25 protein-coding genes are annotated in these 25,888 nt (G+C 52.7%); 20 read left to right on the top strand and 5 right to left on the bottom strand.

Annotation, left to right across the window (positions count from 1 at the left end):
• Window positions 1-736: 736 nt before the first annotated feature.
• Together ACFQ88_RS09120 and ACFQ88_RS09125 are read right to left on the bottom strand one after the other, a co-directional pair.
• Window positions 737-1,186 (bottom strand): MarR family winged helix-turn-helix transcriptional regulator, encoded by a 450-nt coding sequence (locus ACFQ88_RS09120; RefSeq protein ID WP_379453887.1) that lies wholly within the window; start codon window positions 1,184-1,186, stop codon window positions 737-739.
• Window positions 1,187-1,279: 93 nt separating this feature from the next.
• On the bottom strand, window positions 1,280-1,591 hold the full coding sequence (locus ACFQ88_RS09125) for a hypothetical protein (protein WP_379453888.1): 312 nt from the start codon (window positions 1,589-1,591) through the stop codon (window positions 1,280-1,282).
• A gap of 321 nt (window positions 1,592-1,912) precedes the next feature.
• Between ACFQ88_RS09125 and ACFQ88_RS09130 the strand changes: the two genes are divergently transcribed.
• Complete coding sequence (locus tag ACFQ88_RS09130) at window positions 1,913-3,130, top strand: MFS transporter (RefSeq protein ID WP_379453889.1); 1,218 nt, start codon at window positions 1,913-1,915, stop codon at window positions 3,128-3,130.
• A gap of 235 nt (window positions 3,131-3,365) precedes the next feature.
• Here the strand turns inward: ACFQ88_RS09130 and ACFQ88_RS09135 are convergent, their stop codons facing one another.
• Window positions 3,366-5,285, bottom strand: coding sequence for a hypothetical protein (locus ACFQ88_RS09135; protein ID WP_379453890.1), 1,920 nt, complete (start codon window positions 5,283-5,285; stop codon window positions 3,366-3,368).
• 236 nt (window positions 5,286-5,521) lie between these two features.
• Between ACFQ88_RS09135 and ACFQ88_RS09140 the strand changes: the two genes are divergently transcribed.
• Window positions 5,522-6,361 carry an MBL fold metallo-hydrolase gene (locus ACFQ88_RS09140; protein WP_239633111.1) on the top strand — a complete coding sequence of 280 codons (840 nt, stop codon included), beginning with the start codon at window positions 5,522-5,524 and terminating at the stop codon, window positions 6,359-6,361.
• Window positions 6,362-6,471: 110 nt separating this feature from the next.
• On the top strand, window positions 6,472-7,494 hold the full coding sequence (locus tag ACFQ88_RS09145) for a Gfo/Idh/MocA family protein (protein ID WP_379453891.1): 1,023 nt from the start codon (window positions 6,472-6,474) through the stop codon (window positions 7,492-7,494).
• 74 nt (window positions 7,495-7,568) lie between these two features.
• Here the strand turns inward: ACFQ88_RS09145 and ACFQ88_RS09150 are convergent, their stop codons facing one another.
• Window positions 7,569-8,090, bottom strand: coding sequence for a MerR family transcriptional regulator (locus tag ACFQ88_RS09150; RefSeq protein WP_239633116.1), 522 nt, complete (start codon window positions 8,088-8,090; stop codon window positions 7,569-7,571).
• Window positions 8,091-8,461: 371 nt separating this feature from the next.
• On the opposite strand from ACFQ88_RS09150, the gene ACFQ88_RS09155 reads away from it, so the two are divergent.
• The 16 genes from ACFQ88_RS09155 (at window position 8,462) to ACFQ88_RS09230 (ending at window position 22,571) form a co-directional block, all read left to right on the top strand.
• A complete protein-coding gene (locus ACFQ88_RS09155; RefSeq protein WP_379454358.1) occupies window positions 8,462-9,703 on the top strand; it encodes a voltage-gated chloride channel family protein in 1,242 nt (413 codons plus the stop codon).
• Between the two features lie 65 nt (window positions 9,704-9,768).
• Window positions 9,769-10,359, top strand: a complete 591-nt coding sequence (locus ACFQ88_RS09160) for a glycoside hydrolase family 73 protein (protein ID WP_379453892.1) — start codon at window positions 9,769-9,771, stop codon at window positions 10,357-10,359.
• Window positions 10,360-10,740: 381 nt separating this feature from the next.
• Window positions 10,741-11,601, top strand: coding sequence for a PHP domain-containing protein (locus tag ACFQ88_RS09165; protein WP_379453893.1), 861 nt, complete (start codon window positions 10,741-10,743; stop codon window positions 11,599-11,601).
• 36 nt (window positions 11,602-11,637) lie between these two features.
• Complete coding sequence (locus tag ACFQ88_RS09170) at window positions 11,638-12,270, top strand: DapH/DapD/GlmU-related protein (protein WP_379453894.1); 633 nt, start codon at window positions 11,638-11,640, stop codon at window positions 12,268-12,270.
• 24 nt (window positions 12,271-12,294) lie between these two features.
• The gene (locus ACFQ88_RS09175) at window positions 12,295-12,996 is read left to right on the top strand and encodes a GntR family transcriptional regulator (protein ID WP_239633125.1); all 702 of its coding nucleotides are present in this window, start codon (window positions 12,295-12,297) and stop codon (window positions 12,994-12,996) included.
• A 112-nt stretch (window positions 12,997-13,108) separates the two neighbouring features.
• Complete coding sequence (gene phnG, locus ACFQ88_RS09180) at window positions 13,109-13,534, top strand: phosphonate C-P lyase system protein PhnG (RefSeq protein WP_239633127.1); 426 nt, start codon at window positions 13,109-13,111, stop codon at window positions 13,532-13,534.
• 14 nt (window positions 13,535-13,548) lie between these two features.
• A complete protein-coding gene (gene phnH, locus ACFQ88_RS09185; RefSeq protein ID WP_239633130.1) occupies window positions 13,549-14,142 on the top strand; it encodes a phosphonate C-P lyase system protein PhnH in 594 nt (197 codons plus the stop codon).
• A gap of 3 nt (window positions 14,143-14,145) precedes the next feature.
• Window positions 14,146-15,267 (top strand): carbon-phosphorus lyase complex subunit PhnI, encoded by a 1,122-nt coding sequence (locus ACFQ88_RS09190; RefSeq protein ID WP_379453895.1) that lies wholly within the window; start codon window positions 14,146-14,148, stop codon window positions 15,265-15,267.
• A 5-nt stretch (window positions 15,268-15,272) separates the two neighbouring features.
• The gene (locus tag ACFQ88_RS09195; protein ID WP_239633134.1) at window positions 15,273-16,115 is read left to right on the top strand and encodes an alpha-D-ribose 1-methylphosphonate 5-phosphate C-P-lyase PhnJ; all 843 of its coding nucleotides are present in this window, start codon (window positions 15,273-15,275) and stop codon (window positions 16,113-16,115) included.
• A gap of 15 nt (window positions 16,116-16,130) precedes the next feature.
• Window positions 16,131-16,976, top strand: a complete 846-nt coding sequence (locus ACFQ88_RS09200; RefSeq protein WP_379453896.1) for an ATP-binding cassette domain-containing protein — start codon at window positions 16,131-16,133, stop codon at window positions 16,974-16,976.
• Window positions 16,977-17,045: 69 nt separating this feature from the next.
• Window positions 17,046-18,227 (top strand): phosphonate metabolism protein PhnM, encoded by a 1,182-nt coding sequence (gene phnM, locus ACFQ88_RS09205; protein WP_379453897.1) that lies wholly within the window; start codon window positions 17,046-17,048, stop codon window positions 18,225-18,227.
• 13 nt (window positions 18,228-18,240) lie between these two features.
• Window positions 18,241-18,969, top strand: a complete 729-nt coding sequence (locus ACFQ88_RS09210; protein WP_379453898.1) for a phosphonate C-P lyase system protein PhnL — start codon at window positions 18,241-18,243, stop codon at window positions 18,967-18,969.
• 78 nt (window positions 18,970-19,047) lie between these two features.
• Window positions 19,048-20,109 carry a phosphate/phosphite/phosphonate ABC transporter substrate-binding protein gene (locus ACFQ88_RS09215; RefSeq protein WP_239633143.1) on the top strand — a complete coding sequence of 354 codons (1,062 nt, stop codon included), beginning with the start codon at window positions 19,048-19,050 and terminating at the stop codon, window positions 20,107-20,109.
• 24 nt (window positions 20,110-20,133) lie between these two features.
• Window positions 20,134-20,925, top strand: coding sequence for a phosphonate ABC transporter ATP-binding protein (phnC, locus tag ACFQ88_RS09220; RefSeq protein ID WP_379453899.1), 792 nt, complete (start codon window positions 20,134-20,136; stop codon window positions 20,923-20,925).
• Window positions 20,915-21,700, top strand: a complete 786-nt coding sequence (locus ACFQ88_RS09225; protein ID WP_379453900.1) for a PhnE/PtxC family ABC transporter permease — start codon at window positions 20,915-20,917, stop codon at window positions 21,698-21,700. The genes phnC and ACFQ88_RS09225 overlap by 11 nt, the downstream gene beginning before the upstream one ends.
• 1 nt (window position 21,701) lies before the next feature.
• Window positions 21,702-22,571 carry a PhnE/PtxC family ABC transporter permease gene (locus ACFQ88_RS09230; RefSeq protein ID WP_379453901.1) on the top strand — a complete coding sequence of 290 codons (870 nt, stop codon included), beginning with the start codon at window positions 21,702-21,704 and terminating at the stop codon, window positions 22,569-22,571.
• Window positions 22,572-22,717: 146 nt separating this feature from the next.
• On the opposite strand, the gene ACFQ88_RS09235 is transcribed toward ACFQ88_RS09230, so the two are convergent.
• Window positions 22,718-24,715 carry a methyl-accepting chemotaxis protein gene (locus tag ACFQ88_RS09235; RefSeq protein WP_379453902.1) on the bottom strand — a complete coding sequence of 666 codons (1,998 nt, stop codon included), beginning with the start codon at window positions 24,713-24,715 and terminating at the stop codon, window positions 22,718-22,720.
• 243 nt (window positions 24,716-24,958) lie between these two features.
• Here ACFQ88_RS09235 and ACFQ88_RS09240 point away from each other — a divergent pair, with 243 nt between their 5' ends.
• A complete protein-coding gene (locus tag ACFQ88_RS09240; RefSeq protein WP_239633153.1) occupies window positions 24,959-25,858 on the top strand; it encodes a phosphate ABC transporter substrate-binding protein in 900 nt (299 codons plus the stop codon).
• Window positions 25,859-25,888 lie beyond the last annotated feature (30 nt).

Below are 25,888 nucleotides of genomic sequence, written 5' to 3' on the forward strand. Positions count from 1 at the left end.
TTTGTAACGAGGATTTTCCGCGTTACAGAAGGGCGAAAGCGGCGGAGGCCGTGCTGTAAGACGGTTATTCCGTCTTACAGGCTGTCAAGAGCCGAGGTGAAGCCGCTACGCGAAATTGTAACGAGGATTTTCCGCGTTACAGAAGGGCGAAAGCGGCGGAGGCCGTGCTGTAAGACGGTTATTCCGTCTTACAGGCTGTCAAAAGCCGCCATGAAGCCGCTACGTGAAATTGTAACGAGGATTTTCCGCGTTACAGAAGGGCGAAAGCGGCGGAGGCCGTGCTGTAAGACGGTTATTCCGTCTTACAGGCTGTCAAGAGCCGAGGTGAAGCCGCTACGCGAAATTGTAACGAGGATTTTCCGCGTTACAGAAGGGCGAGAGCGGCGGGGGCCGAGCTGTAAGACGGTTATTCCGTCTTACAGACAGTCAAAAGCCGCCATGAAGCCGCTACGTGAAATTGTAACGAGGATTTTCCGCGTTACAGAAGGGCGAAAGCAGCGGAGTCAAGCTGTAAGACGGTTATTCCGTCTTACAGGCTGCACGTCCCGTACTACAATGGCATTCACATTGCGCCGATAAGTTTCCGGTAGTGCAGCAAGGCCCACAATATGTATGCTTCAGCCCATCGGATACAACAGCTCCGAAGTTACAATCTCCGATGTCTGCGCAAATATCGAGGACGAACGGCAGCCTTCTTACAATTTAGTATAGATACTAAACTAATAGTCAAAAAAAATTAGTTTTGCTGCAAAAAATCGTTCAGTTTCTCTATACACCGATCGAAAGTTTCGACCTCCTGCTCACTAAGCTGTGAACGGAGCTGATCGTAAAAACGGACGTGCACTTCCTCGTGAGCGACGTAAGCCTCCTTCCCTTTGTCCGTTAACGAGATCAGTATTCCTCTCGAATCGTGCGGATACGAGGTGCGCTTAACCAGCTGCTTGGCTTCCAGTCTCACGACAAGCTGAGATACTGCCCCTTTGGTCACGCCGAGCCGAGCTGCAAGCTCGCTCATAAGCACCGAGCCTTCGCATCCGATCGCCTCGATCGTATGGATTTCACTTGGCGTTACGCTCCCGGCGCCGCCAAACGTCTGTGGCTGGCGTTCCAGCCGCCTTAGCTGCAATATCAATCGGCCCAGGTTGCGGCTGGCGCTGTTGTTGGATGAAGTGATGTCTTTTTTCATAGTTTAAGTTTAGTATCTAAACTAAGTGATTGTCAAGCCGAACCATGTTCGGTTTGTTACTGCATGAATGCTTAGTTCAAGCATCTGCACGGGTCAATCGTACTTGGCATCGTCGATTCTTGTTATCTTGTCTGCGATAAGCTCGGCCTCCGTCTCGAAATTCAAAACTAGCGGGGCAGGAAGGAGATCGAGAACCTCCTGAATCAGCGGAAGCTCCATCATTTCTTCGACCGTTCTCGGCCGTTCGTCGAGCGTATCCGCCCACTCGCGCACAACGTCTATAAACTCGTAGAACGAAGCCTCGAACTCATTAGCCGTTCCTTCCGCATCGTCGCTGCCGGATGCCGACATGGCGTTCCAGTTGTTTATTACTACAGCCAAAGCCTTCTTTACCTTGTTAATCATAGTTATCCTCCTTGCATCGAATGGAGATCGTCTGTCTTCTATTGTACTTGCGGAAGGTCTGAAAAGAAACGGTGCAGGTGTATTCGCAAGCGAACTCCATCATCAGGGACGCATCCGTCAAGATATGTACCGGCGAAAAAACCTTGACTTCGGTTTCACCCATGTGAAATGATAGGAGGAAACTTATACCAGGCACAAGCGCTAGATCAACAATTGTCCGCATTCCGGTGGATGATTTTGGTTATCATAAGTGTAAAGACCTTATAGCGCGATACAGCGATAGGATCCGGTATGATTCCAAGCAGAAAAGGAACTTGTCCTATGAATAATGCTATGTTGCTATCAAAGCCAAAACAACGAAAGCTGCTGTTCAGCGCCGGATTAAGCTGGCTGTTCGATGCGATGGACGTCGGCATCATCTCCTTCATCGCTGCGGCGTTGGCGGTGGAGTGGCACTTGAGCGCCCAGCAGATCGGCCAGCTGACGGCCATCAATTCCGTCGGCATGGCGGTGGGCGCGGCTGCCGCCGGAGCTCTCGCCGACCGGTACGGACGGCGGGCCGTGCTGTTGTGGACGCTGCTTATATTCTCTGCAGCGAGCGGGCTGTCCGCCATGGCAGGCAGCTTCGCCGTGCTGTGCGCGCTGCGGTTTGTAGCCGGCTTCGGCCTGGGAGGCGAGCTGCCGGTTGCATCCACGCTCGTCTCGGAGTCGGTCCCGGCCCGGGAGAGAGGCCGTGCCGTCGTGCTGCTCGAGAGCTTCTGGGCTGGCGGCTGGATTGCAGCGGCGTTAATCGCCTACTTCGTTATCCCGTCCTATGGCTGGAGGATGGCCTTTGTAATCGGCGCCGTACCGGCTGTATACGCTCTTTACCTGAGAAGAGCGATTCAGGATTCACCGCGGTTTACTCAACTGCAAAGCCGGAGGACGACTTTTGCGGAGAGATTCTTATCGGTCTGGTCCCGGGAGCACCGCCGCAGCACAATCATGCTGTGGATCCTCTGGTTCACCGTCGTGTTCTCCTATTACGGCATGTTTCTGTGGCTCCCTACCGTCATGGTGCTGAAAGGGTTCGGGCTGGTCAAAAGCTTTCAATACGTCCTCATTATGACGTTGGCTCAGCTGCCCGGCTATTTTACGGCCGCCTATCTTATCGAGCGCTACGGCCGCAAATTCGTTCTGGTAACTTACCTGCTGCTGACCGCAGTCAGTGCGATATGGTTCGGCACGGCCTCGACCGACAGCATGCTGATTGCTGCCGGGATCAGCCTCTCCTTCTTTAATCTCGGCGCATGGGGAGGGATGTATGCTTATACGCCCGAGCTGTACCCGACCTCGGTTCGTTCGACCGGAGTCGGTCTTGCCGCATCCTTCGGGCGCATCGGGGGGATTATCGGTCCGTTTCTGGTAGGCATGCTGGTAGCTTGGGGGACGCCGGTAACGTCCATTTTTATCGTGTTCTTCTTCGCGATAGTGATAGGTGCTTTGGCGGTGATGTTCTATGGCAAGGAGACGAAAGGGATCGAGCTGGAGGACGCATGACACTCATGCACGCATGATACGAGTGACTCCCGACTTCCGGATTCGTGACACTGCGTTTCAAGATAGATCCATGATTCGCTTGGCCAATCATAATAAACACAGCAAGCGAACAATAAACAGCCTGCTGCGGGACGTCTCCACAGGAGAACGCCTCGCTAGCAGGCTGTTTTGCATTGTTATGATCAAAGTGCGTGCAGCCGTTGCCGGCAATAATGGAGAAACAGATGAATCCGACTTACAGGCTCACTTCGAAAGCAGTGCCTTCCGCTCCGGCAAAGGTAAGGCTCCGATTTCCTTCGCTGACGGTCAGCGTCAAGCCGCCGTTCTCCCTTGTTGCCACAAGGTCGAATTCATGGCCGAACGCCTTGACGGAGCGAAGCGCCATCTTGTCCCAGCCGTCTGGAAGCTTCGGCGCGCAGACAAACCGATGCAGGCCGACAGGCTTCAAGCCGAACAGCCCTTCAACGATGACAAGGCCGTACAATGCGCTTTCCGCGGACAAATGCCGCTGGTTTCCTTCGGGATAAGCTTCGATGGCGTAAGGGACATGGTCTCCGAGAAGCCGGCGCTCGGAGTACGACTTCAAATATTGCAGGGCGGTAGCGGTCTCGCCTGCAGCAAAAATGCCCCGGAAGCCGTACAGCGTGGAACGGTCCCAGAAGGTGGTGTCTCCCGCTTGTGTGGCCAATCCGTTATCCGTCCATAAGCGAGGGGACAACAGGGCGCGGATCGTTTCTTCCTTCCGGTTCATCATGCCCATCGTTAACGGCAGGCAAATCCACGAACGCAAAATATCGTTCTCCTCATAGTATCGATACGTGTCGAACCCTTCGACGTTAGCCCCGAAGAACTGCTCGATCGCTTCCTCAAGCAGATCCGCCTGTTTATCATACTGCTCGGCGAACTCGGCTTTTCCGAGGGAGCGGGCGACATTCGCCGCATGACGGTAACCGCCATAGGCCAGGCAGGAGGTCGACAGGTTGGCCGAGCCGCTTGGAAAACGGTTTTCCAGCTCGTCCGAATCCGAGGCGATCACTCCGCGATCCGTTTTCATGCGTTCGCAATAGGCAAGACACCATTGGATAGCCGGCCACAGCTCCTCGGCGACCGCACGGTCCCCGTAATTCAAGGCAAACAGCGATGCCCCGTACGCGTACATGGCTGCATCTCCACGGTCGCCCGCGCCTTCCCAAATGTCGATTCCTTCGGCGATGATGGACGAAGGGATCGGCTGGAAGTCGGGACCCATGAACGGCATATACAGCCTGAGCGCATTTAACGTAGCCTCATTGGCTAGCGGATGTCCCAGATACGGGAAAAACGGCCCCGCATATTCGACCTGGTCGTTGGTCCATACGGCTGCATAATACCGTCCGCCGCCGGGACTGTGCATCAAGCCGCCTTTGGTCTCGTAAATGCTCTCTCCCGCTCTCAGCTTTGCAAAGCCGAACATGCTGTTTAGAATCGGATCCGGCGTTTCCAGCCGGAGCGAGCGGGCAATGCCTTCGACCAGCCGGCTTCTGAGGCTCCGCTCTTCCGCTGCAGTAACCGCGGGAAGCTCGTTGCGCAGATGCCGCGCGCCGATATACACGCCGTACGTGTACGAAGCTCCTGCAGCAAGGCTAACCGATTCCGCGCAGTCGTGCGTGATGTTGATCAAATAGATGCCGGCGACGCCTTTAACCGACGACTGAGCCCGGCGGGAGCTAACCTGAATCGTAACGGGTTCCGCGGTCCGATTCGTAATATGCACCTGCTCGACCGCACAGGCTTTGTCGGTCGACGGGAATATCGTCCGCTCGATCCCGATGCCGGAGCTCGATTCGGTGGAAATGTGCAGCAGGCCGTCAAAGGCAACTCGCGTCACCGTCTCCGCATCAATAGACGTACCGTTCACCTGGATGAGCGGCATTTGCTCCAAATCGAATTCCTGCATCAGGCTTGCGTGCGTATTATTCGGTTTTGTCCGCAGTCCCGGCCATACGACATGGCGGGATAATACCAGCTGCCCTTCTTCGCTAACGCCGTAGCGGACGATCAGGGATACTTTTTTGCCGCTCATTTCGACATGATCCTGATGCGGCTTTCTCGGGTCTTGGGCCACGTTCCAAACGATATGCTGTTCTTCTGTAAGACTCCATCGGTTCTGATCCATAGGGCTGGCTCGACACCTCTTCTTCCTTATAAATAGGGAATGAAACAGCATCATTTTATCCAATTTGGTTGTGCCTGCCAATGCTTTGGGGCAAACCTGCTACATTTGTCCATGCCGTCTCACGTTTCTCTATATGAATTGGAGGTTGACGGGAAAAATAAGAGAGATACATAATAGAAAAGGACAGGTTAACGCTTTCAAGTGATGAAGGGCAAATAAAAGGAGGAAACAAAAGGATGAAGCTTTACCGAAGCGGGGAAGCGCTGCGGCAGGAAATCATGCAAACGAGGCTTCCAAAAAGCACTGCCGCCATATGGGCGCTCGGGCAGGCCGGGTTCTGGATTCAAATGGAGAACAAGAGGCTGTTGATAGACCCTTATTTGAGCAATTCCATTAATGAAGCATCCCAAGGGCCGTGGATTCGCAAGTTCCCTCCCCCATTGTCACCGGACAGTCTGCCGGACATGGATGCCGTGCTCTGCACACATCATCATGATGATCATATGGATTCAGCCACTTTGAAGCCGTTAAGCGAGCGTCAAGGGACGCGCTTCATTATTCCGAGGGCGCATAAGGAAAGGCTGTTGGACTGGGGCTTCGACAGCGCAAGAATGATCGGCATGAACCATTTGGAGGTTCAGCTTGTGAACGGTTTGGAGATCAAAGCGTTCGCGGCAATGCATGACCGGTTCGAGCAGGATGAAGAGGGCAATCATTTGTTTCTGGGATATATCATTCGATATGGAGGCCTTTCCATCTACCACTCGGGTGATACGATAGGGTTTCCGGAGCTGGTTGACTGGTTAAAGGACGAGAAGGTGGATATTGCGCTTCTGCCGATCAACGGGCGAGACTATGCAAGAACGGCGCAGGGGATTGTGGGCAACTTCAATTACCGTGAGGCTGCGGACTTGGCGGTTGCAATCGGGGCCGATCTGGTGATCCCGATGCATTTTGGCATGTTCCCGCATAATGACGAGAACCCGGCTTATTTCGCAGACTATATGTATTCCCGGTATCCGGAACAAAAGTTTCATATGATGACGCCGGGCGAGCGGTTTATTTACATGAAGTGATTCATTGGTGCATAAGGCTAAGGCCGGTGCAAGAAGTATTCCAGCTATTAATAGAGGGTGATCGAACCGGTAAACGTGCAATAAAACTAAAACAAAGCGAGGGAACTATCATGAAGCTGCACATCGGTGTTATAGGGGCAGGCGGAATCGCCAGTTCACGGCATATCCCCAATTTGCTCAAAATCGACGGGGTCGAATTGACCGCCGTAGCCAATAGAAGAGCCGACAACGCGCGCCTTGCCGCCGAACGGTTCGGTTTTCGCAAAGTATACGAGACGTGGCAGGAGGTTGTGGACGACGCGGAGGTCAATGCCGTATTCATTTGCACGCCGCCGATTCTGCACAAGGAAATATCGGCCTATTGCATTGCCAAGGGGAAGCACGTATTTTCTCAGGCGAGAATGGCGTTGGATTTGACCGAAGCTTTGGACATGCTGAGACTGGACGAGTCGACTCCGCTTACGACGATGCTGTGTCCGGCTCCCAATTACATGAAGGTCGAGCCTTATGTGCTCGAGCTGCTCGGCGAAGGAGTCATCGGGGACATTAGACACGTCTATTTGACTCATCCTTCGTCACAGTACGTTGATCCTAGCAAGCCGCTCCATTGGAGGCAAAGAGCCGATTTACAGGGGATTAACACGCTGGATGTAGGGATAATGGGTGAAGTGCTGAACAAATGGTTCGGCCCGCTGGCATCGCTTAGCGCAGAAGGACAAACCTGGGTGAGCGATCGGCCTCAGGATGCGGATGGCAAGAGTCTGGTGGAGCTGCCGGATTCCGTTACGGTGATCGGCCGATTCGAGAAGGGGCCAATACTTACGGCGCTGTTCACCGGCGCGGTGGAAGGCGGCACTCATTCGATGGTGATTTACGGAAGCCAAGGAACGCTGACTTGCTATCCGGAGAAAACCCACATCCTGCTGAGCCGAAACGGCGAAGAACAGCGGATCGCCATTCCTGACGACAAGCTCAAGCCATGGACGGTAGAGGCGGAATTTATCCGTGCGATCCGGCAAGGCACCAAGGGCGCTCCTTCTTTTCGCGACGGAGCTTTATATATGGCATTTACGCAGGCGATTACCGATTCTATGCGGAGCGGCCGGCGTGTAGAATTGACGAAGATTCCATAAAACAAGGTTACCCTGCATTCCCGCCGTGGAGTGCAGGGTATGTTTTTTTTCAGCTTATTTGGAATGAACGGACACTAAATAAAATTGGACAGCATGCTGAGGAAGCTTTTTTTCTTATTCGCTTTCGGAGTATCGCGGAGACTGGCGAGGGTACGTTCGGAATGGCGGGAGAGGGAGCGCTGAATCGATTCTACCTCCGAAGCCAAGGCTTGTACCGTTTTGCGAATGTCCTCGAGCTCATTGCGGTGCTGCAGCACTTGCAGGTTGACGATGTCGTCGGCTTTTTGCGCGAGCTTAAGCTCCAATTGCGTGATGTGATGGAGCAGCTCTTGCGTGGCGGCCGCCGATGGAGGAGGGGGGGAGGCTTTTTCCTTCTTGGAGCCTTCTCCATTCGCGTCCATAATCGCTTGCATCGTCATTCCCTGCTGCAGCTGCTCCTTAATAGATCCCAAGCGGCTGATATCACCCGAAGAGAAGATGTAATGCCCGAACTCATCCTTTTGAAACCAACCATGGAAAAAGGCCACCCACCGCTTCACCGTCGTCGAGCTGACCCCAAGCTTAAGCGCAACTTCCTTCGTAGAAAAAACGTCCATCCCGCATCCTCCATTCTCATCTTAGTAAATCGTTACACATTAGCTATTCGCCTCTTTTATTCATGTCCCTGCAAGGGTGACAAAGGTAGTGCCGATTCGCTAAAGAAAGTAGTTTTTCAAGCGATTATCGGGTTTTGCGACATCGTTGTCCGGTCGGCGACAGCGGTTCTGATTTTGGAGGAAATCGGGTCGAACGATGGGGAATGAAGGCGCTGTTCGAAGCGCGTTTTTCTTGCGCCGGTGTGGCGGTGCGGTTATGATTATTGGATAACGGGATGAGCGGTCAACGGTTGGAAGGATGATGAATGGTGATGGGACAATGGAAATGGAACAGGGGAGCTGTTTCTCGGGGCAGGCTTCATTACGATATTATGCTGTTTATGATAAAATGGCTCGTTATTGGAGGGGCTGCAGGCGCTCTTGCGGGCTCGGCCTCCGCGGTGTTTTTGGTCAGTCTGGACGCGGCTACGCAGGCGCGGATGGATTGGCCTTGGCTGCTGTTCCTGCTTCCGGCTGGCGGCGCCCTCGTCAGCTGGATTTACTGGAAGTTCGGCAAGAGCAGCTCCAAAGGCAACAATCTGATTCTGGAGCAAATTCATGCGGGAAGCGACTCGATTCCGCTGCGTATGATTCCTCTCGTGCTGGGCGGCACGCTGATCACGCACTTGTTCGGAGGCTCCGCCGGACGCGAGGGAACGGCCGTGCAGATGAGCGGGAGCTTGGCTGACGGGCTCGGCCGTCTCGTTCGCCTTGGCGAGCATGACCGCAAAATATTGCTTATGTGCGGGATCAGCGCCGGGTTCGGCTCGGTCTTCGGCACGCCTCTGGCCGGAGCGGTCTTCGGTTTCGAGGTCATCGCCATCGGCTTGATCCGCTATGAAGCGCTGTTTCCGTGCTTCGTCGCAAGCTTCACCGGCCATGCAGTGACGACGGCATGGGGCGTTCATCACGCTCATTATTCGATGGGAGCGGTGCCCCCGATCGCCGCCTCCGTGCTGATCAAAGTATTCGCAGCCTCCATCGTATTCGGGCTGGTCAGCCTCTGCTTCAGCGAGCTTACGCATAAGCTGAAGCTGCTGTACGCCAAGCTGCTGCCTCTTCCTCCGGTCAGAAGCTTCGCAGGCGGTATCGTTATCGTTGCTTTGGTCTACCTGGTCGGCTCGCGCGATTACCTCGGGTTGGGGCTGCCTTTGTTGGCGGATTCGTTCCGGGAAACGGTCGAGCCGTTCGCCTTTTTGTGGAAGCTGATCTTTACCTCGCTTACCTTGGGGGCGGGCTTTCAGGGAGGAGAGGTAACTCCGTTGTTCGTTATCGGCGCGACGCTCGGCAATGCATTGGGGGAGCTGCTTCAGCTTCACGGGCCTTTTCTTGCCGGGCTTGGCTTGATTGCCGTTTTTTGCGGTGCTACCAATACGCCGATAGCCTGCTTTCTTCTAGGATTGGAGCTGTTCGGCTCGGAAGCGGCTATCTATATGTTTGCAGCGTGCGTCGTCAGTTATTTGTGCTCGGGGCATTCCGGCATTTATACGGCGCAAAGAATAGGCGTGTCCAAAAGTCCGCGGACCGGCTTGCCCGATGATGCGACTCTCGGCTCATGGAAGAACGATAAGTAGATAGCCGTATCGAACCGGGGACCTATCTGAATATACTGCTATTAGTTCAGAGAGGAGGAGACGTCGTGGACCCTCGGTCTTTCATTGATTTTATCGCGCCTTATGCGATGAACAGCATGCGCCAGTCCGGAATATTGGCCAGCGTGACCATCGCCCAGGCGGCGCTCGAAAGCGGCTGGGGCAATTTTGCAGCCGGTAACAATTTGTTCGGTATTAAGGGTGAAGGGCAAGTTCGGGATACGCAAGAATATATTGACGGCCGGTGGATAACGATTAAGGATGGCTTCCGGGTGTACGACAGCTGGGAGGACAGCATCCGCGATCACGCACAATTTTTGCTGCGCAATGCCCGCTATGCGGCTGTGATCGGGGAGAGGGATTACCGCCAAGCCAGTACGGCTCTGCAGCAGGCGGGTTACGCAACCGATCCTCTCTACGCGCAGAAGCTCATTCGCATCATCGAATCGTGGCAGCTGTACCAGTACGATGAACTCGTATGGAGAGGGAATGGCTATGTACTGAGCGAGCAGGATGCGAACCGGATCATCGGCTTCCTGTCAGCCGCCTGGCACGTCGCAAACGACGACAAGGCAAGAGACGAATTCCACCGGCTCGCCAATGAGCTGAGAAAGGCATCCGGACAGCCGGAGCAATAATCGTCCATCAAAAAAAGGATTTTACAATGAGTTGGAATCGCGTTTCCGCGGCGGCATTTTAGACAGCCGGACGGAAAGCGGTTCTTTTTTTGATGGCTATCGAAAAAAATATTCAAGGTAAATATTGCCTCATAGCGGGCTCCTCCGATAGGAAAAACGGCTTCCATCCCTTGTACCGTGCGAGCTAAGGGGCCTTTTTGCCATGCGCAAAAATAGGAGCGGACAGCCGCCCTTACAAATTCTTAACATGGGCATTACATTCGGTTAACCCTTGTAACTTGGCATCAAGTTAGATTAGTACATAGAGATAAACGTAAGAGAAACCACATTAATGGATGAGTATTCTGTTGGAATTTATTTGTTCTATACCAGGAGGTCGCTATGAAAGCAGAACTGCATTGTCATACCAAGCTGTCCGACGGTTCCTACACTTTTGATGAAATATTGGATCTGGCCATTCACGAGGGGGTCAGCCATTTAGCGATAACGAATCACGATACGACCTGTGAGCTTCATGATATGGAGGTCAAGGGGCACGAACGGGGGGTCGAAATTATCCCGGGCATTGAAATCTCCGCTTATGACTTCGAGAGAAGACGCAGAGTGCATATTCTCGGCTATTACATAGAGCCGGGTCACGCGGCCATTGAAGAGCTGTGCAATCCATTGCTTGAGAAGCGCCATCAAGGCTGTGTAACGGCTGTGACCCGCTTGATCGAAGCCGGCTACTCCATTACCTGGGAAGAAGTATTGAAGCATGCGGAAGGCGGAACCGGCGTCTACAAGCAGCATATTATGCACGTGCTCATCGACCGTGGGTACACGGACAGCATTTATGGAGAGCTGTACAAAAAGCTGTTCTCGCGCGGACAAAACGGCGAACAGCCGGGGATTGCCTATATCCCGACGGAATATGTCGACGCATCCGATGCGGTTCGGGCCATTCTGCAGGCGGGAGGAGTTCCCGTGCTGGCGCATCCCGGCCAGTACCGCAGCTTCGAGAAGGTGCCGGATCTGGTGGAAGCCGGCCTGCAAGGAATTGAGGTATGGCATCCGCTGCACGGGCCGGAGGACGAGGAGAGAGCGCAGGAGCTGGCCAAGCAGTACAGCTTGATCATGACCGGCGGCTCGGATTTTCACGGCTTCTACGGCGAGAAGGAAGTCGTGCTTGGCAGCAAAAGCCCCGGCCTGGATACCGTCAAGGCCATTAAGGAAAGAAAGCAGGTTTTGTCGGACAAATAATCCGCGTCTATTGCAGGTAAAAAGGAGAGGAACGCTATGAAGCACATTCATCAAACCCATTCTCACGCTCCCTTATCTTCCGAGCCGAGTGTTCACGAGAGCAGCCACATTGTAAACAGCTATGCAGGCGCTTGGACCTCCATCGGGCCGAACAACAAGATTATCGAATCCCGTATCGGGGATTACACCTATACAATGGACGACGTAACCATCAACTACTCGGAGGTGGGGAAGTTCACGTCCATCGCCTCCCATGTTTGCATTAACCCTGTCGATCACCCGATGAATCGGGTGACACAGCATCATATGACGTACCGTCGTGCCGGCTTCGGGTTTGCCGAAACGGACGACGACGACATTTTCAACTGGCGCAGAGGCAATCATGTGACGATCGGCCATGATGTGTGGATCGGACACGGAGCGATCGTTATGAAGGGCGTAACTATCGGAACAGGCGCCGTAGTAGGCTCCGGGGCTGTCGTAACGAAGGATGTGGAGCCTTACACGATCGTTGTGGGAGTTCCGGCCCGGCCGATCAAGAAGCGCTTTTCCCAGGATGTCATCGATACATTGCTGCAAATTGCCTGGTGGGATTGGCCCCGCGACCTGTTGGAGGCTAGATTCCACGAGTTTAACGATATGGAAGCTTTTATTAAAACTTACGGCTGATCAAGGCGAAGGAGGTGACGCGGCATGTCCGAAGAGCTGGATATTATGGATCATCTTATCGCATCGATTCAATCCGGTAAGCACGAGCCCGACGATAAGCTGCCTTCCGAGAACGAGCTCGCCGACCGGTTCAAGGTCCCGAGAATTACTGCGCGAAAAGCTTACGAACGGCTGCAGGAGCTGGGCTACATCTACTCCAAGCAGGGGAAGGGCAGCTTCGTGCAGGACCGGAACTTGCGCGTTCCGATCGTTCTGACGGCGAACAAGAGCTTTAGCGAAAAAATGACCGAGCTCGGCTACGACTACGAGTCCAAAAATATTTTTTGCGAGCCTATCGAGTTCAATAACAAAATTTACGAATCGCTTGGAGCAAGCGAGCAGGAGCGCGTGTTTAAAATCGGGCGCCTGCGCATCATCAACAAGCAGCCTATCGCTTTGCATATCTCTTACGTTGCGGAATCGATGTTCCCGGATATTGCCGGCGCGGGGAGAGACATTACCTCGACGTTCGCTTATTACAGAAGCCACGGGTATACCCGTTTCGATTCCAGCCAGACGACGCTCAGGCTGACGTACCCTTCCAAATACGAAAGGGAGCTCTTGGCCTGCTCGAGCTTGATTCCTTTACTTGTGCTGGAATCCGAGTGCACCGACGCCGATTCCGGCCGTGCGCTGGAATATTGCAAGATCATGTACCGCGGCGACATGTTCACTTATGTGTTCTAGAAGCTCGGCGAAACATTTACACAAACTTAACAGCCGCCGGCATGGCAACAAGATAGAGTGGGTTTTGGGAAGGAAGCAATAATGATTTCTTATCAGTTAGGAGGTCCCGATTATGAAACGTAAGCAAAGAACGGAAATTCTCATCAACGGATCGCCTGATATCGCAGCGGCTATGGCCGGGGACATTAAAAGCCGGTACGAGGTCGCAGTGATCGAGGAGCCTAACCAGGGTCTGGTAATGGTCAAGGTAAAAGAGACGGCGCAGAAAAGCCAGTTTTACTTGGGCGAGGCGCTGGTGACCGAGTGCAAGGTTCAGGTGGAAGGCGCTTTGGGCGTGGGCATGGTTAAAGGCAACGAGCCTGACAGAGCTTTGGACCTTGCCGTTATCGATGCGGCTTACACGGCAGGATTGAAGGAAACGGCGTCCTGGTCGGCCGTCCTTCAGGCAGAGAGCGATCGGATCGCAGCGCAACGGGCGGCATTGCATGCCAATGTTTTGCGGACGAGGGTCGATTTTGAAACCATGGACACGGATTGAGAGGAGCGGTACGGATGAAGCTGGATATGGTTCACGACATACAAACGGTCTACAGAAAAGTAATTGATTCCATGTCGAGACCCGGAACGATTACCGAGCTGTCGGAGGAAGCCGGCAAGCTGGAGCGGGAAGGAAGCATGATGCCTTCGACCTTGGTTCTGGCGAAGATGGTGCTCGATACGGAGGTTACCTTCAAGGTGATTTCCGAGCGGGAAGCTGAAGCGGTGCATATGCTCGGTCAGACGACGTATGCCAAAGAAGCGGATGTTAGTGATGCGGACTATATATTCGTGCTGCGCGATGCGGCGCCGGGCGAGCTGCAGCGTGCGCTGGAGAAGGCAAAGATCGGAGAGCTTGGAGATCCGCACTTTTCCGCCACCTTCATTATCGAAGCGGCAAGCCTGACCGGGGGAGAGAAGCTGCGCTTAACGGGTCCCGGCATCCAAAGCCACGCCCAAGCGGAGCCGCAAACGGGCGATAATTGGATTGATATGCGGGCTGAACGGAATGCTGAGTTTCCGTTAGGACTCGATCTGATCTTCGTCGATGCGGATCATCGACTGCTCGCCTTGCCGAGAACGACTCAGATTGCAAGAGAGGAGATCTAGACTATGGGTTACGTAGCGGTCAAAGGCGGGACACGCGCCATTGAAGAATCGTTGAAACAGATTCAATACGAAAGATTGAAGCACGGCAAAGTGCTGGACGTCGAAGCGATCGAAGCCGGGATGAGAGGGCTTGTCGATCAGGTGATGTCGGAGAGCAGCCTGTACAGCGAGGAGCTTGCGGCTCTCGCCATCAAGCAGGCGGAAGGCAACCCGGAGGAAGCGGTTTTCCTGCTGCGGGCCTACCGTTCGACGCTGCCGAGAAAGCACTACTCACGGACCGTCCACTCCGAAGAAATGCGGGTGGAAAGAAGGATCTCCGCATCGTTCAAGGATATCCCGGGCGGACAAATTCTTGGAGCGACGATCGATTACTCTCACCGCCTGCTGGACTTCGAGCTGACGGAAGAAACGGAGCGCACGGTGCAAGCCTGGCTTGAGGAATTCAAGCGGTCGGAGACAGCCGAAGCGGCCGATGCTCAAGAAGACCGGCTCCCGAAGGTGCTGGACTACCTTAGACGGGAAGGGCTCATCGCCGATTGCCCTGATAATACCACCGAGCCGGACGATGTAACGCGTACAAGCTTGACCTTTCCGGCAAGCCGGAGCGAGAAGCTGCAGGTTTTGACCAGGGGCCAGACAGGCGCGGTTACTTCACTCGCCTATGCGGTCATCCGCGGCTACGGCATGGTGCATCCGACGGTAGGGGAGCTGCGCGTCGGACAGTTCCCGGTTTATGTGGACAGTCCGCTCCAGCCTAACGGAGACGAGGACGATGCCTACTATATCGGGGAGGTCAAAGTAACGGAAGTTGAAATGCTCGTGCCTGCAACCGTCGAGAAAGAGAACGGAAGAAAAGAGCTGAATCTGGAGTTCGGCTACGGTCTCTGCTTCGGGCAAAACGAGACGAAGGCGATTGCCATGAGCATATTGGATAAAAGTCTGGAGCGCGGCGACAACAGCATTCCGACCCAGAACGAGGAATTCGTGCTGTTTCATATCGACTCAGTGGAATCTACAGGGTTCATTTCTCACTTGAAAATGCCGCACTACGTAACGTTCCAGTCGAAGCTGAACGACGTGCGCAAAACAAGGAAAGGCCAAACCGAGGAAGCTGAAGGAGAATAATGCGTATGCAAACTCAATATAACTTTGCATTTTTAGACGAAGGGTCCAAGCGGGAAATTCGCCGGGCCACGTTAAAAGCTATCGCCATCCCGGGTTACCAGGTTCCGTTCGCCTCGAGGGAGCTTCCTATCGGGCGGGGATGGGGCACCGGCGGTCTGCAGCTCACACTGTCGCTGATCGGAAAGCGCGACGTGCTGAAGGTCATCGACCAGGGCTCGGACGAATCGGTTAACGCGGTCAGCATCAAGAAGCTGATCCACAAAACGACAGGTGTTACGGCAGTGGACGAAACGGATCGTGCGACGTTGATCCAATCCCGCCATCGTATACCGGAAGTCCCGCTCAAGCCGGAGCAAATTCTCGTCCTGCAGGTCCCGATGCCGGAGCCGCTTAGAATGTACGAGCCGAGCGAGAAGGAAACGAAGCGGCTGCACGGGGAGAAAGACTACAGCGGCGCTTGGCTGATGCTGTTCGAGATGATTATGAAATACCGCGGCGTCTCCACCGGAGCCGACCATCCGGTCATGGTGCATGACCGGTATGTGATGGCGCCTAGCCCGATACCGAAATTCGACAATCCGAAGATGAACAGCTCGGATGCGCTGATTCTGCTCGGTGCCGGCCGGGAGAAGAAAATTTATGCCGTGCCGCCATACACGAAGGTCGTTTCTCTGGCGTTCGACGATGTCCCCTTCGAGCCGGAGTCGTTCCCAGGCAAGTGCTGCAGGCAGTGTGGAGCCGAGGATGTGTTTATGGATGAGCTATACGATGATAAAACCGAGGAAACGTACTACCAGTGCAACGATACAAGCTACTGCCTGGCTCGAATGAATCAGCAGTCTTCCTAAAGAGGTGACCTAACGATGGGTGAATTGACAGCCCCGATTATGAGCGTAAATCAATTAAGCAAGCAATTCGGCCCCGGCTGCGACCAATGCCGAAATGCGGAGCACCGCAAGCTCGAGAAAAACTACTGCCGCGCCTGCGGCACCGTCTACTCGTGCCAAAACATTTCATTCGATCTGCACCGCGGCGAGATTCTCGGGGTCGTTGGAGAGAGCGGCAGCGGCAAATCGACGCTGATGAGATGCCTGTACTTCGATCAGGAGGTAACCTCGGGTGAGGCCTACCTTCAACAGTACAAGGAAGGCAGCAGCAATATGTTCGCCGAATCGCCGCAGCAAAAACGATATATCCGGAATCATCTGATGGGCAAAGTGTATCAAAATCCGGTGCTTGGTCTAAGAATGGGCTTCTCTTCGATCGGGAACATCGCCGAGAAAATGATTGCCGCAGGCAACCGTAACGTGGCGGCTATGGAAGCCCGGGGAAGCGAGCTGCTGGAGCGGGTGCATATTCCGCTGTACCGGATGAAGGATGCGCCGAAGCTGTTCTCCGGCGGTATGCAGCAGCGTGTACAGATCGCGAAGGCATTGTCCAACAATCCGCCGATTCTGCTGCTGGACGAAGTGACTACCGGTCTCGACCTGTCGGTACAAGCGAATGTGCTCGACCTGATCAAGCACCTGCAGAGAGAGCTGAATATCAGCATCCTGCTAGTATCGCATGATCTCGGCGTCATCCGGATGCTGGCCGACCGCACGATGGTTATGCTGGACGGCCAAGTGGTCGAGCAAGGCTTGACCGATCAGATTCTCGAAGATCCGCAGCATGCGTATACTCAGCAGCTGGTTCATTCCTTATTATAAAACTTCTTGTTAGCAAGGGGATTGCAAGAAGCTCCCCTTGCAACCAATCCTCAAGTGGAGGTCATCCTGATGTATCTGATTACTAACGGAATTATTATAACGGAAGAAACGCTTTTGGAAGGGTTCGACCTTCTTATTCAAGGCGATCGCATCGTGCAAATCGCCCGCCCGGGGGAGCTTGCTGTAGAAGAGGGAACGGAGATTATCGACGCGCGAGGCGGATATGTATCCCCGGGACTCATCGATATTCACTCCGATTACATTGAGCATATGACGGCTCCGCGGCCGACATCGCTCTTCGATTTTCGTTTGAGCCTGCGGGAGACGGAGAAGGAGCTGCTTTCTCACGGTATTACTACCATGTTCCACTCCTTGTCCATCTTCAAGTCCGCTGATTACAAGTACCGCCCGATCCGCGAGCCGGAAAATGTGCGCAAGATCGCCGATTTGATCGAGCAGACGCATTCCAGCAAGCATTTGATCCGTCACCGCTTCCACGCGCGTTTCGAGATCGACAACCTGGATCAAGTCGACAACTTGAAGCAATATATCGCCGAAGAGAAGGTTCATCTGGTTTCATTTATGGACCATACGCCTGGCCAAGGGCAGTACAGAGACCTGGAAGTGTACAAAAAAACGATTCGCGGCTACAACAATGTCACCGATGAGAACATGGACTCCATTATCGCCAATCATCAGTCGAAGCAAAAATTGACGGAGGATGCCATCCGTGAGATCGCCGCAATGGCCAAAGAGCGCAACATTGCGATTGCGTCCCACGATGACGATTCGCTGGAAAAGCTCGATCTTGTACAAAGCTTCGGCACGGTTATCAGCGAATTCCCGATTACGATGGAGATTGCGAGAAAAGCGAAGGAAAAGGGCATGTACACGGTAGCTGGGGCGCCGAACGTCCTGCTGGGCGGCTCTCACAGCGGCAACCTGTCGGCGACGGAAGCCGTGAAGGACGGCAGCATCGATATTTTGTGCAGCGACTATTATCCGGCTGCGCTGCTGCACTCCGTATTTCAGCTGGCGAGCTTGTGCGGCAAGGATTTGGCCGAGATGTTCAAGCTGGTCACGCTCAACCCGGCGAAGGCCGTCAATATCGACGAAGAGCTGGGCTCGATCCGGGAAGGCAAGAAGGCGGATATCATCATCATCGAGCGGTTGGAAGGTGACGATTTGCCGGTCATTACGGCCGTTATGGTCGATGGCAAGCTGATTCAGAAAACGAACTACAGGATCTGACGGAGGTGATGGCATGGATAATCTGCTATCGATTGAACAGTTGTCCAAATCGTTCACTTTGCACAACTTGAACAAGCATATCAAAGCGGTGGAAGAGATCAATCTGCATTTGAAAGAAGGAGAATTCGTAGGCATTACCGGGAAGAGCGGCAGCGGCAAATCGACCGTGCTCCGATGCATTTACCGCACGTACCTGCCTCATTCCGGCAGCATCTGGTATAACTCGCAGCGGTTCGGGAGAATCGATCTGGCGACAGCCTCGGAGAGAACCATTATCGAGCTGCGTAAGTTCGAAATCGGCTATGTATCCCAATTTCTTAACGTTATGCCGCGGACGACAGCCAGAGAGCTGGTTCGTCACGCCATTGTAGAAATGGGACACGAAGTAGATTATGCCGAGAACGAGACGGAGAAAATACTCGACCACTTCGAGCTCGACCGCAGCCTGTGGGACAGCTATCCGTCCACGTTCTCCGGCGGCGAGAAGCTGCGGCTGAACATTGCCAGAGCGATGGTGAAGAAGCCTCGTTTGCTGCTGCTCGATGAACCTACCGCAAGCTTGGACGAAGGATCCAAGGTGAAGGTGAAAATGTTGATCGAGCAGCTGATGAAGGAAGGAACGACCATGCTCGGAATTTTTCATGACCTGGAGTTTATGCAAAATCTGTGCAATCGCGAGTATCAAATCAGAAACGGTAAAATGGTTGTCAAGGAGCAGCAAGAAAAGCTTACAACATCTTAACATTAACCTAACATTCCGGTGACATTCAATTTGTATACTAATCTTGTCTAGATTGTACATTTTGGGAGGGGTTTGAATATGAAAAAGGCATTGTCTCTTGTCATTTGCTTGTCCCTGGCAGCGGTAGCTGCAGGCTGCGGTTCGAAAACAACAGGTGAAACGCAAAATGCGGCTGCACCTGCAAAAACAAAAGACACCATTACTATCGCTTGGTATCCTAACGAATCCGGCGCTGACTTGAAAAACGCCCGCGATGAGCTCGGCAAAGTCATCGAAACCGCAACCGGCAAAAAAGTAGAGCACAAGACGACAACGGACTATATCATTGCGATCGAGGCTATCGCTAGCGGCAATGCCGATCTGGCTTTCATGGGACCTCAAGGCTACGTCGAAGCGAATGCTAAGAATAAGAAGGTTCAGCCGTTGGTCGTAGCGAGCGGCGAGTCCGGTACGCTGGACGATGCCGTTTACTTTAGCTGGCTGAACGTAAGAAAAGGCGAAGAGGAAGCTTACAAAAGCGGCAGCGGCTTTGCCATCGACAACATAGCAGGCAAGAAATTCTCGTTCGTATCGAACTCCTCCACATCCGGATTTAAAGTTCCTTCCGCCGGAATCGTGAGCTATTTCAGCAAGAAGGACAAATACAAAAGCTTAACGGCTGAAGATTTGCTGCAGGGCGGCAAGGACAAGTTTTTCAGCGAAGTGCTGTTCGGCGGTTCTCATCAGGGCTCGGCAGTTAATCTTTTGACAGGTAAGGCCGATATTGCGGCATTCTGCGATACATGCGTATCCAACTATGTAGAATTGTCCTCCGGAACGGCGAACAAGCCGGGCGCTGTATATAAAGTCAAGCAAGGCGCTGCAGAGCCGTTCAATACGCTGGTAGGCAAGGAGTTCTCGGTTATCTCCGTTACGCCGGTACTGAACTCTCCGTTTGCAATCAACACAAGCACGATCAGCGCGGATGACCAGAAGAAGCTGAAGGATGCGTTCACATCTGAAGCAGTTACCAAAAACCCTAAAGTGTTCCTGCCGGCTGACTCGAAGGATTCCGGTTTGTTCAAGCAAAAGACCGGTAAAGAGAAATTTTTGCCTGTAGAGGATGCATGGTTCAATCCGGTTCGTGAGCTGTCCAAATAATAAAATCATCCAAGGGAGTTAACCATGACAACGTTATTGGAATTCAGGCAGGTATCGAAACAATACGGCGCGGATACAAAAGCGTTATCTGATGTTAACTTCGCTGTGAAAGAAGGAGAGTTCGTGTCTATCATCGGTCCTTCGGGGGCGGGGAAATCGACTCTCCTTCGCTGTATTAACCGCATGATTGACGCAAGCAGCGGAGAGATCATTTTTGATGGCGCCAATATTATGGGTTTTAAGAAAAACGAGCTGAAACGATTGCGCACCCGGATCGGGATGATATTCCAGCATTACAACCTGGTCAACCGGCTAAGCGTTATCGAGAACGTGCTACATGGCAGACTTGGATACAAATCCACCTTGGCAGGTGTGTTCGGCTTGTACACCGAGCAGGAGAAGCAGCAGGCTTGCCATATTCTGAACATTCTCGGCTTGGAGGAGCAGATCTACAAACGCTGCGATCAGCTGAGCGGCGGTCAAAAGCAGCGTGTGGGCATCGCGCGCGCATTAGTGCAGGATCCCAAAATGCTGCTGTGCGACGAGCCGATCGCTTCCCTCGATCCGAACGCATCCCGAATTATTATGGAACATTTGCGAAACATTTGTTCCACAATGGGCATCACAGTCATTATTAATTTGCACCAAGTTGACGTTGCATTGAAATATTCCGACAGGATTATCGGCGTGAATAAAGGCACAATCGTTTATGATGGGTCCCCGGCAGGTATTAAGCGGGAGCAGCTTCGTAAAATTTACGGCGCGGAATTGGATGATCAGCATGTCGATATCATGGGAGGCCAGTATGCAGGCTAACTTTTTTGCTAGAAAAAGAAGGAACAGCCTGCTGTACTGCGCCCTGCTGATTATAGTGACCGTTATTGCAATTATTGTTACGGAGTATGACGTGATCAAAGGCTTCACTTCCATTCCGAAAGCGGCGGAGTGGGCCGCAAGCAATTTTTACCCTAATGAAAAAGCGATGAAGCGGCTGCCGGCGATTCTGGATACGCTGCTCGAAACGGTGCTTGTCTCGATAGCAGCCACCTCGGTAGCGGCTGTATTCGCTCTGTTGTTCGCTATTCTAGGTTCGAACACGATGGGAGTGGGAGGCGTGGTCAGTATGATCAGCCGATCGATCGCCACTCTGTTCCGCAACATAGATGTTGCCGCCTGGTCGATGATCCTCTTGTTTTCATTCGGACAGAGCGTGCTTACGGGATACTTCGCCCTCTTCTTCGGCTCGTTCGGTTTTTTGACCCGCGCTTTCATGGAATCGATCGATGAGGTCAGCAATAGCTCCGTTGAAGCGTTAAGAGCAACGGGCGCAGGTTATTTCTCGATCATTTTTCATTCGGTGATCCCTTCCAGCATCCCTCAGCTTATCAGTTGGATTTTGTTTATGGTGGAGACGAACATTCGTCACGCAACCTTGGTCGGCATTCTGACCGGGACGGGGATCGGATTCCTGTTCAGTTTGTATTACAAAAGCTTGAATTACAGCGCCGCTTCACTCGTTGTAATCGTGATCGTTATCGCCATCTTTGCCATCGAGGCTGTCTCCAACTATGTCAGGAGGGTGATTTTGTAGCATGGCACTTCATGAATCGTTCAAAACCTTACCCGACAAGGACGGCAGCCGGCTGGCGCTTTCCGGCAAACGGATCAAGGTGCGGCCCTTCAACAAGGCCACGTTTGCCATTCAGATTACTTTGGCGGCGCTGACAGCGCTGTCTGTGTACGGCTTCGCCACGTTTGATTACAAAGATATCAGCATCGTGGACAGCATCGTTTCAACGGCAACTACAGTCAAAACGATGTTTTTGGAGCCGCATCTGAAGCATTTTACATTCCTCGAGGCGTTAGCGCAGGTTGGCATTACGCTGGGACTGGCGTTCTTGACGACGCTGTTCGGCGGTATCATCGCCTTGTTCCTGGGGCTCTTGGCTGCTAGGAACTTGTCCAACGAACCGGTATCGCTGGCCGTAAAAGGTGCCGTAGCATTCATAAGAGCGGTTCCTACCGTCTTATGGGTACTGATTTTTGCCGTCGCCGCCGGATTGGGCAGTGTCGCAGCCGTCATCGGCATGACCTTCCACTCGGTCAGCTATTTGGTCAAAGCGTACTCGGAGGCGTTCGAGGAGCTGGATGAAGGCGTCATTGAAGCGTTGAAGGCAAGCGGGGCGAATTGGTGGCAGATCGTGTTCCAAGCGGTCATCCCGTCCAGTGTCACGTATTTGATATCGTGGACGTTCATGCGTTTCGAGATCAACTTCGCCGTAGCGGTGGCGATGGGCGCTGCTGCCGGTGCTGGCGGTATTGGCTACGATATGTTTATGGCCAGCTCCTATTATTACGACGTAAGAGAAGTCGGAGTAATTACGTACTTCATCCTTGCTTTGGCAATCATTCTCGAGCTGCTGGCATCGAGAATCAAGAAGAACCTGAGAACTCGCAGTTAATCCCATTGACTACCGAAGCCGCAGGCTCGAAGCTTGCGGTTTTTTGTGCGCATGCAACTATCGTGCTGCACTCCTTTCTACTAAAGAAAACAACGGCAGCCTGGGACTCGGTTAAGTCCTAAGCTGCCGTATATATATAGTAAGCTTTATACCAAGACAAGCTTCTTTTCTTCCTCCGCCGGCTTGGCGGCATCTTTATCGGATCCGGCCTCGCTCTTATCCGAAGCATCGGAACCGGTGTCGTCATCTGGCTCCGGAAGTGGCTTCGAATGTTCGGGCTGACGCTCGTTGCTGCCATTGTTGTCATGGCTATCACCGCTGTCCGATCCGCTGCCGCCGCGATCTTCATCATCGCCGTTTTTGTTAACGGATTGTAAACCGTTGCGGTCTGCATCGAGAGATGCATCCTCGCTCATTCGGAATTGCTGAATCTCGTGGAACAGCTTCTGTGATAAGACCAGAATGTCGTCAGCCTGCTGGGCGATCCGTTGAATGGCGTTATCCTGCTCAACGGAGGTCGAGTTGACTTCCTCTACGCCGGCCGCCGTCTCCTGAGCGATTGCTGCGACAAACTGAACGGATTCGACCAGCATGCCGTTTTTATTTTTGGCGAGCTCAATTTGCGCCTGGATTTGATCGATATGCTGCGACAGCATCTCCATGGAAGAACGAATTTCCTGGAATGCTTCCATACTGTCATTCATTTTTTTGTTTTGCACGCCGAACGTTTGGCGCGCGTCGCTCAGATAGCCTTCGAGTTCTCCGGTCTGCTCCAGCAGCGATTTAATAATGACAGCAATCGATTTGGACGATTCATTCGTCTGAGTCGAAAGCTGGCGCACTTCTTCGGCTATTACCGAGAAGCCGCGGCCATGCACGCCTGCTCTTGCGGCCTCGATCGCCGCATTCAGCGCGAGCACGTTCGTTTGATGGGATATTTCCGTAATCGTGTTAACGATCCTGTGGATTTGCACAGTGCTTGCGGACAGGCCTTCCATGGCTGTGTACACTTTATCGAGAACGCCTTCGGAAGATTGGGAAGCCTGCTTCAGCTGCTCCATGGAAGCCGAGCCCGTATGGGTGTTGAAGGCGGCTTCGCGGCTTTTTTGCTGAACCGTTTCCGAGTATTGGGCGATCGTTGCGAGCTCCTGCTCCAGATCAGCTATTAAGGAAGCGGAATGCTCCGAATGATTCGCCTGCTTGTCCGCACCGGCGGAGATTTCTTGAATCGCCCGGATGATCTCGGCGTTCGCTGTCGCGGTGGAACCGGACAAACGATGGAACGAAGTCGAATGATCCGATAAAGAAGCGGCGATCGACTGCGTTTGCAGCAGCATACTGCGCACCTGATCGACCATATGGTCGAAGCTTTGGCTGAGCAAGCCAAGCTCGTCTTGGGACCGGCTGCCGATCTTGCTCCGCAAATCGCCCGAAGCCATTCGCTGCACCGCCTGCTGAAGCTGGCGCATCGGTCTGCTGAAGGAGCTAACGAGTACGGCGGCGATTGCCGCTCCGACCACGACTACGAATGCGGAGGCGATCCACAGCACCGTCGAAGTTCGGTGCATCAGCGACTGGGTTGCAGCAATCGCTTGCTCGGCGCCTTTCGAATAGTCGACATAAAATTGATCTACATTAATGAAGATATCGTTCATCAGCCTTTGCGATTCGTTATACAAATACTCCATGTTTTTATCGAGATCTGCGGAAGCAAGCTTGTTGTCCTGTACGAGCTTCGCCGCGACATCGAACGTATTCGTATACTCGACCGTAAGGGAGATAAGCTGGCTGCGCCATTTCACCTGTTCCGGCGTACTCGCCGTGTCCCCGATCCGCTTGATCATCGACTCGAACACTTTTCTTTTTTCATTATATTTAGGTATGTATTCCGCTTTCTTCGATATTTCCAGACCGGATGCGATAATGTTCAGCTCCTGCACCATTTCCTTCAATTCGAGAGCCATCAGCTTCAATTCGACCTTTTCGTTCTGTTGTCCGAGATAGGACTTCATCTGCTCCAGCTGCTGCGCGTTGTACATCGCCGCAATTAGAAACAGGATCAGCATGGCGGTCAAGCCGGATACCATCTTCATCTTAAGAGTGATGCGGAGCCTGGTAGACAGCTTCTGATTTTGTTTTCTCAATATAATCCCTCCGTCTCATATCTTTACGGAATCCAGGTGGAAATCAATCTTTTCCTAGATCCTTTTTCCTATATTATAGAAACGGATTATTAATCTAGTGACATAATTATGTAAAAAGTAATTCAAATTCGACAAAAATAACTTTTACATTCCGTTTACGTTTTGCGCGTTTAAACTTTACATTGGGTTGTTAAGATGTCCAAGTAAACAAAAAACGAACGAATAAAGGGAGGATACGAAGAGATGTTTAAACATTTCTCGAAAAAAGGTTTCAACTTTGCAGTTATCTCTATTTTATTGGCGGGGGCACTTTCTGCTTGCGGTACAAAGGCAGATACACAAACACCGGCAAACGGTGCACAGCCAGCCGCAACTCCACCTCCAGCGGCAGCTGAACTGACAGGCACAGTAACGGCATCCGGTTCCAGTGCGTTGCTTCCATTAGTAAAACAAGCATCCACTGAGTTCATGGAGAAAAATCCTAAAGTAACGGTTAACGTTACTGCAGGCGGATCCGGTACAGGTTTGAAAAACGTTGCTGACGGCACTTCCGATATCGGTAACTCCGACGTCGAAGCAGGTCCTGAGTATAAAGATAAAGGCTTGGTAGAGAACGTAGTAGCTATAGCGCCTTTCGCATTGATCGTTAACAAAGACGTAAACGTAGATAACTTGACGAAAGCTCAAGCAGCAGATATTTTCATGGGCAAAATCACGAACTGGAAAGACGTTGGCGGTAAAGACGCTAAAATCGTAGTTGTTCACCGTCCAGACAGCTCCGGTTCCAGAGCACTTGTTAAGAAAATCGTTCTTGACGACAAAGAATTTACAAAAGACGGCGTAACTCAAGAGTCCAGCGGCGCTGTTGCAACAACAGTCGGTTCCACTGCCGGTTCCATCGGTTATGTTGATACTCCTTACTTGAACGATACTATCAAAGCTTTGAAATTCGAAGGCGTAGCATTCAGCAAAGATACTATCAAAGAAGGTAAATATCCTTTGTATGGCGTAGAGCGTATGTACACTAAAGGCGAAGCTAAAGGCGCTGTTAAAGCGTTCATCGACTATATCAAGAGCTCCGATTTCCAAAGCAAGCGTGTAGAAGAGTTGAAATTCTTGCCTGCAGATTTGCTGAAAAAATAAGAATTACAGCTTCCAAGAAGAGATCCGGCT

It is taken from the genome of Paenibacillus sp. NPDC056579, assembly GCF_042793215.1.
Classification (GTDB): Bacteria; Bacillota; Bacilli; order Paenibacillales; family NBRC-103111; genus Paenibacillus_S.